Consider the following 632-nt stretch of genomic DNA (forward strand, 5'->3'; position numbering starts at 1 on the left):
TATAGTGACCCCAAAAAGTTAGACTAAATTTTATGAAGAGTTACTCTTGTTGGGTAGCTCTTTTTCATTGTGCTTAATTTGTTGCTTCCGACCTTAAGCCACCATCCTCATCAGACATTGAAGCGTGTCAAGAGGAAGAGCGAAGCGGCTCTTGATTCGCTTCGATGGCTGTGAGACACTTAGGCGCTTAAGGAAGCATAATGCTTCTTATATTCCACAGGACTCAGGTACCCGAGCTTTTCCTTAATTCGATCTTCATTGTAGTATCTTATATAGTTGTGGATTGCTTGTTCTAACGCTTCATAGCTATGATACACATTCCCGTAATACATTTCTTGCTTCATGATGCCAAAGAAGTTTTCTGCCGGTGCATTATCCAGGCAATTCCCCTTGCGTGACATACTCTGAAAGATTTTATTATCTCTCAATAATTCCTGATATTCATTCATTTGATAGGCCCAACCTTGATCTGAGTGAAAAGTACGTCGATATTCACAGTCACTTGTTGTCTCGACTGCTTCTTTAAATGCTGCCATCATAGATGTCTTGTTTGGTTGAGCTGAAATTTTATAGCTCACAACTTCCATATTGAATAAATCAATAAATGGATCCAAATATAACTTTCTCAGTTG

General features: G+C 38.8%; 1 protein-coding gene. It reads right to left on the minus strand.

What is annotated here, in order from left to right; genetic code table 11:
• Nucleotides 1-179: 179 nt before the first annotated feature.
• Nucleotides 180-632, minus strand: a 453-nt coding sequence (locus GSA01S_RS10395; RefSeq protein WP_157064841.1) for an IS3 family transposase, incomplete at its 5' end; no start/stop codon positions are given.

It is taken from the genome of Globicatella sanguinis NBRC 15551, from assembly GCF_001552295.1.
Taxonomy (GTDB): Bacteria; Bacillota; Bacilli; order Lactobacillales; family Aerococcaceae; genus Globicatella; species Globicatella sanguinis.